The sequence below is a fragment of the Glutamicibacter sp. HZAU genome (assembly GCF_004100365.1).
Lineage (GTDB): Bacteria > Actinomycetota > Actinomycetes > Actinomycetales > Micrococcaceae > Glutamicibacter > Glutamicibacter nicotianae.
The window spans coordinates 1-6,423 of record NZ_SCKZ01000018.1 but is presented as its reverse complement, the minus strand read 5'-3'; the positions used below and the strand labels follow the sequence as shown (position 1 = coordinate 6,423).

General features: G+C 52.6%; 3 protein-coding genes, 3 tRNA genes and 1 rRNA gene. All 7 read left to right on the top strand.

Annotated features, from left to right (window positions below; translation table 11 throughout):
• The first annotated feature begins 58 nt into the window (after positions 1-58).
• Complete coding sequence (locus EKH49_RS17085) at positions 59-187, top strand: hypothetical protein (RefSeq protein ID WP_269088451.1); 129 nt, start codon at positions 59-61, stop codon at positions 185-187.
• Between the two features lie 22 nt (positions 188-209).
• Positions 210-326, top strand: a 5S ribosomal RNA gene (rrf, locus tag EKH49_RS16230).
• Between the two features lie 1,069 nt (positions 327-1,395).
• Positions 1,396-2,820, top strand: a complete 1,425-nt coding sequence (locus EKH49_RS16225) for an amino acid permease (protein WP_128471665.1) — start codon at positions 1,396-1,398, stop codon at positions 2,818-2,820.
• A 177-nt stretch (positions 2,821-2,997) separates the two neighbouring features.
• Positions 2,998-4,374 (top strand): FAD-binding oxidoreductase, encoded by a 1,377-nt coding sequence (locus EKH49_RS16220; protein ID WP_128471664.1) that lies wholly within the window; start codon positions 2,998-3,000, stop codon positions 4,372-4,374.
• Positions 4,375-4,482: 108 nt separating this feature from the next.
• Positions 4,483-4,556, top strand: a tRNA-Pro gene (locus tag EKH49_RS16215).
• A 290-nt stretch (positions 4,557-4,846) separates the two neighbouring features.
• Positions 4,847-4,918, top strand: a tRNA-Gln gene (locus tag EKH49_RS16210).
• A 47-nt stretch (positions 4,919-4,965) separates the two neighbouring features.
• Positions 4,966-5,041 (top strand) — tRNA-Glu (locus tag EKH49_RS16205).
• Positions 5,042-6,423: the final 1,382 nt, after the last annotated feature.

The following is a 6,423-nucleotide window of genomic DNA, read 5'->3' as shown; positions in this document are numbered from 1 at the left end:
AGACTTGTGCAGCTGACCTGTACTAATAGGCCGATGGCTTACAACACACAATAAAACAATGATTGAACTGATGATTTCAATGCTGTTCGCGTTCACTATGCGGTTACGAGACAACAACCTCAAACCGAGAATACTTGGCTTTGCGCGTGCTTTGCTGCATGCCACCGAAGGCAACACCAAACCGTAGGGTTTGTGTGCTTCGTGATTGTTACGGCGGTCATAGCGTGGGGGAAACGCCCGGTCCCATACCGAACCCGGAAGCTAAGGCCCATTGCGCCGATGGTACTGCACTCGTGAGGGTGTGGGAGAGTAGGTCACCGCCGGACTTAACCTAGATAATGGGTTTGAGGCTCTAACCAGTGATGGTTGGAGCCTCACCTGTTTTAACCCGCAGGAGTGCGGCCAGGTGCTATTGCCTGGCCTGTTCGTGTTTAAAGGGGGTTTGGCCGCTGGCCGCTGGCCGCCCGCAACGGATCAGGTTGGCTTTGGGTTGCGGTGCCAGCTGTGATGACTGGCAACCTTAAAGGATTGAACTTCAACTTAGTCCGATAGCCGATGTTCGAGTGCAACCGGGTATGGAGCAGAGGATTGTTTTCTAGTTTCAATTGTTTCCACTGACGGGTGGTTGCCAGGCATGCCAGATGGTGTCATAGCCAATTGAAAACTGCCCGCACCAAGCTAAAAATGCTCCCCTACTCTCAACTTCGTTATCCTGCTTGACGCCATCGATTAGCTCCGTCCAGTTCTTCGCCGGGTTCGATCGCCCGGCGAAATAACACTGTTAGATCGAGGCAAGTCGAGCAGTGCAGGACGTGACTTCCAAGCAAAAGTGGCAGCCACGTTGAGTCGCGTGACTCTCGACTGAGCGCCAGCGTCATTGGCTGTTTTGACCTGTTCTCAAGTCCACGAGCAATCACTTAGTTCGGCTTTTCCGACGACTGGGCATCGAATCCGCAATTGCGAAGCCTCTCACCTCTTTTACGAAAGCACTGACATAGGCGCACATCAGAAGCCTCGGCCTCCAATAGATCGCCTGTGGTCCACAGATGCGTGTTCCTGCAGTCAGTTTTCCGGAGCGCACCACTTTGTCGGTTGGCTAGTTCAGGAGACTGCGGCGGTAATGCGCACGGAGCCAGACCAGATGAACATTTCCATGCCAGCTCTAGTGGGCGAAGCTCCAAGAGGCTTATCATGACGATTCAATAAAGCCCTTGAAAGAATTGCAGTCCGGTATCTCAGCTTCAAATTATCACTAGTCTGAGGTACCGGACTCTCTTGACCATTTCGCCGATCCGACATGCTTGTGACTGCGATTACATAGGTGGCGGGGGTTGAAGCGCACCAGCAAAGGTGAGTAGGAGCCCACTGAGCATCTAGGAATCTCGGAGGAGCAATATGCGAACTAGCCAGACAAGCCAAAACTTGAAACGCGGCTTGAGTACACGGCATATCAGATTTATCGCCCTAGGGTCTGCCATCGGCACTGGCTTATTCTATGGTTCTGCAAGCGCCATTCAAATGGCTGGTCCAGCCGTGCTGCTGGCCTACATACTCGGTGGCGCAGTGGTGTTCATGGTGATGCGTGCGTTGGGAGAAATGGCCGTCCGCAATCCGACCTCCGGCTCATTCGGCAACTATGCCACTGAATTTGTCGGCCGCTTCGCTGGCTTCGCCACAGGGTGGACTTACACCTTTGAAATGTTTGTGGTGGCTCTGGCAGATGTGACAGCTTTTGGCGTGTATATGGGCTTCTGGTTCCCTAACGTTGAACGATGGATCTGGATCCTGGCGGTTGTTTTCTTCATCGCTGCCGTGAACCTGCTTTCGGTCAAAGTCTTCGGGGAACTGGAGTTCTGGTTCTCGCTGGTCAAGGTCGTCGCCATCGTTGCAATGATCGCCGGTGGAGTTCTCGTAATCGTCTTCGGTCTGGGAAATCAAAGCGAAGGCGCTGCTGGTCTATCCAATCTCTTCGCTAACGAGGGTTTCATGCCGCACGGCATTTGGGGAGTTCTCGCCTCGCTGACGATCGTCATGTTTGCCTTCGGTGGCACCGAGGTAATCGGCATTACTGCCGGCGAAGCACAAAACCCCCGAAAGGTCATACCGCAGGCGATCAACTCTGTCCCAGTGCGCATCCTATTGTTCTACGTACTGACGCTCGGTGTCATCATGTGCATTCAGCCATGGAACACGATCGATGGCAATGAGAGTCCATTCGTCTCGATCTTCTCCAGCATCGGTTTCTCGTCTGCAGCGAACGTTCTGAATTTCATCGTCATCACAGCGGCACTTTCAGCAATCAACGCGGACATCTTCGGCGCAGGACGCATGATTCACGGCATGGCCAAGCAAGGCCAGGCACCCCAGGTGTTCACGAAGACCACGGCTAACGGTGTCCCATGGGTGACATCTTTATCGATGATCGGTGCGCTGCTTATCGGTGTCGTGCTGAACATATGGTTCGAAGACCAGATCTTCTTCCTGATCGCTGCATTGGCTACGTTCGCGACCGTTGTCGTTTGGTCGATGATCTTGATCTCGCATATCCGGATGAAGCATCGGATAGACAGAGATGCTCTTGAACCATCAGCATTCCCAGTTCCGTTGTGGCCCGTGGGCAGCTACTTGGCGTTGGCCTTCATGATCTTTGTGATCGTCCTTATTGGCATTATTCCGGAAACGCGCAGTGCGCTCATTACTGGTCTAATTTGGGTTGCAATCCTGGGCATCTTCTATCGGCTGTTCGTAAGAGTAAAGGCTAGTCCAGGTGAAACCCAAGCAACGAAGATGGAAGAGACCTCAGCAGCTGAACGGCGATAGCCTCAAAGAATGCTGGGGCCGTGACCTAGGCCTGCTGCAAGGTGACCCGTAATGAGGGCACAAACAGCGCCGTGCACCGGGCAGCTATTGCATAGGCAAGTCATCTAGTTCACCTTTGCCTGCCGTAAGCCTTAGTCTCAGGTAAATACCTGCATACACCGACTCGTGGAGATGACGATGGCAACTACCCACGCTGAATTCCTAGATGCCTTAAGCGCAGCATTACCGGACGGAGCCCTCCAAACATCGCGTGTGGTGCTTCGAGAAAACTCCAGAGACTTCGGGCAATTGTCGGGGAATCCCGTTGAACCGCTAGCCGTGGTTTTCGCCAGTTCCGTAGCGGATGTCCAACATGTTCTACGCTTGGCCACTGAATACAAGGTGCCGGTGATTAGCCGCGGTGCCGGCACTGGTGTTTCCGGGGGCGTTCACGTGCTAGGCGATGCCATCGTGTTGAACCTGAGCAGAATGAATAGAATTCTAGAAATCCGCCCGGAAGATGAAGTCGCTGTTGTTGAACCTGGCGTCATCAATCATGAGCTGAACGAAGCCGTAGCAGAATTCGGTCTCATGTATGCCCCGGATCCTGCGAGCTACAAGATGTCGACGATCGGCGGCAATATCGCTACCAACGCTGGTGGTTTGCGTTGCGCGAAATATGGTGTCACTCGTGAATCTGTCCTCTCACTAGACGTCGTATTGGCTGACGGCCGGCTAATCCGAGTTGGCAAGAATACGTTCAAGGGCGTCGCTGGCTATGATCTCGCTGCCCTATTCACAGGGTCCGAGGGCACATTGGGCGTCGTCGTTCGCGCAGTTGTTCGATTGCGCTATCTTCCAGTGGATGAAAGGGACATAACGCTATTGTTCCCCAGCTTGGAGGAGGCAGTCGAAGGCGTTCAATTGATTGCCAAAGCTAGAATCCAACCTGCCATTCTGGAACTGATCGATCACTCGACGTTGCTCATTCTCGATGAACAGTACTCAACGAATTACGCAGGCCTCGGCGGTGCCATGTTGCTGGCTCGACTAGATGGCTATGGCGCCGAGCGTGAAGAATCTGCTCTCCGTGAAGTCTTCGAAGAACGCAATGCACAGCTAAGCAATTCAGCGGATCCCAGAGCTACGAAGCTGATCGAAATGCGCCGAACCAGCCGCGGTGATACCAAAGATGATGCTTACCGGACTGGCGAAGATGTCGCCATTCCGAAAAGCAGAATGGTTGAATACGTGCACCGCGTTCAACAAGTGGCACGCGAAGAGAACGTCGACATGCGGATGATTTCGCATGTGGGCGATGGCAATCTGCACCCGACATTCTCTGTAGAACCAGAAGACGGTGTGGACCCCTTAGCCAGGCTAGACCGTGCGGTTGAAGCCTCAGTGCGCATTGCTTTGGAACTAGGCGGCACGATTACCGGTGAACACGGTGTCGGATTGATTAAAAAGGATTGGTTGCAATGGGAGCAATCAAGTGAAGTGGTCGAACTCCAACAGCAGATCAAACGTCTTCTGGATCCGTTGAATATCTTGAATCCCGGGAAAGCCATTTAAAGTAAGAACCTACGAGGGGCAGCCAATGAACTGGCGAGGCGAAACGCGCAGGCATGGCGGACTCTGAAAATAGTTCTGCACGGGTGTATAGTGAAAGGGTTGTAACCACGGGATATGGCGCAGCTTGGTAGCGCGCGTCGTTCGGGACGACGAGGTCGCAGGTTCAAATCCTGTTATCCCGACTTGCAGCAAAAGGGGGAACTACGGTTCCCCCTTTTTTTGCGTTAAGCCGCCCCAGCAACACCCGGTAAAACCTAAATAGCCTTCTGGGTTTTAGGGGGCAGTTTGAAGGCTGTCCTGTAGCGAATGGCAGTTCCATAACAAGCGTTCCAGCAAACGAGCTGCAGATCACTCGAGGATATCGCCTCAGGATGTGCGATCTGAGATTTTTTTAGGTATAGTTATATCTCGTGCTAAGGCATTCAATGCGGATCAGCTTTGGCTGCTGAAGCAAACGAATACCAAGTCACATTGGGATATGGTGTAATTGGCAACACAACGGTTTCTGGTTCCGTCATTCTAGGTTCGAGTCCTGGTATCCCAGCGCTTCACCAAAGAAATTTGGTGAGCTGAAGATTTTCTTCAGCATACGGCCCCATCGTATAGCGGCCTAGTACTCTGCCCTCTCACGGCAGCAACACGGGTTCGAATCCCGTTGGGGTCACCAAAGCAAAAAATCGCGGAACTTATGTTCCGCGATTTTTTTATGCGCGGAAACTATGGACGGATTCGAATTCGGCTTTAACTGGAGCTTCCCCAAACTAGGCATCCCTTCGACAAGGCCGGCCTGGTTTGCAGTTCTAATGTGGATGACGGGACACTGGCCGTAGAGCCGTAGAGCCGTAGAGCCGTAGAGCCGTAGAGCCGTAGAGCCGTAGAGCCGTAGAGCCGTAGAGCCGTAGAGCCGTAGAGCCACCACTGCGTTTTAACGATCTCTTCATAGGTCCTACCGAAACCTGTCGTGATCGCCTGAGTCGTTGGCTCAATGGATGTACCAGTGAAATACGGACTGACTCAGATTGCGCGCAACACTGAAACGGCATCGAAGGTAGGCCGGCGCCTTCTTGGGTGTAGAACGACACGGTGTCCGTCTTGCCTCGTTGCGAATCATGAACTCCCGTTTTACGGCCTGCGGGACTAGTCCACTCCAGATCACCTGTGGCTAGGCCAACGGCCACCGTGGCGTCCAAGCGCCGTTCGACGCCTAACTTTTGATGACATTACTTTTGGCTACAAACGAATACAGCCCATCGAATTCTTCTGCATAGCGATTGCAGCTAGGGGATTTACCGTGGCGGCACTTTGGGTGTCTGGTCAAGGTTCTTGGAATCACGGGGTCCTACGTTCATCCCGCATGGACCAGGCCTTCGCAGGCTGCATTGCTGGCATCCGTTTCGATGCTTTGCTTAGCATGGTCTTCGGATCCTGGGCATTGACGATTCTGCCATCCTGGGAATGTTCGCTATTCGTATGGAGATACAGCAGACATCGAGGCGAGGGCCCTTAGATTCTCGAACCAATGCGAAAGACTCTTGGGGCGTGCCAATATGCCGCCGTGGAACATGCCCTCATAGTGTAACGACGATCACTGCAAAAAGCGTCCTATCGATTTGCGGAGCCCTGAGAACCTGTGTATAGTTTTTATCTGTTGCCGGAACGGAAACAACACGGAATCTACCAAATGTTTACCCGGCAGCCAACCACTTTCCACTCAAGGTTTTCCACCGATTTTGATCGGATCAGGAACTCTGGTAAGTTGGAAAAGTTGCTCCGGAGCGAAGCAGTGGCCATCAAGGGTGGCTGGTGTGGTGTCGAGAGTGTTTGTTGTTTGAGAACTCAATAGTGTGCCAAGTTTGTTGATACCGAATATTTTTATTTGGTGAATACATAACATTTGCTTGAGGCATTGCACCCCCGTGCAGTGTTCTTGAGTGTTTTATTATTCGCCAGGACTTCATCGGCTTCGCCCTTATTTTCCAAGGGGTTGCTGGTGGCTTTTTATTTTTTTATGGAGAGTTTGATCCTGGCTCAGGATGAACGCTGGCGGCG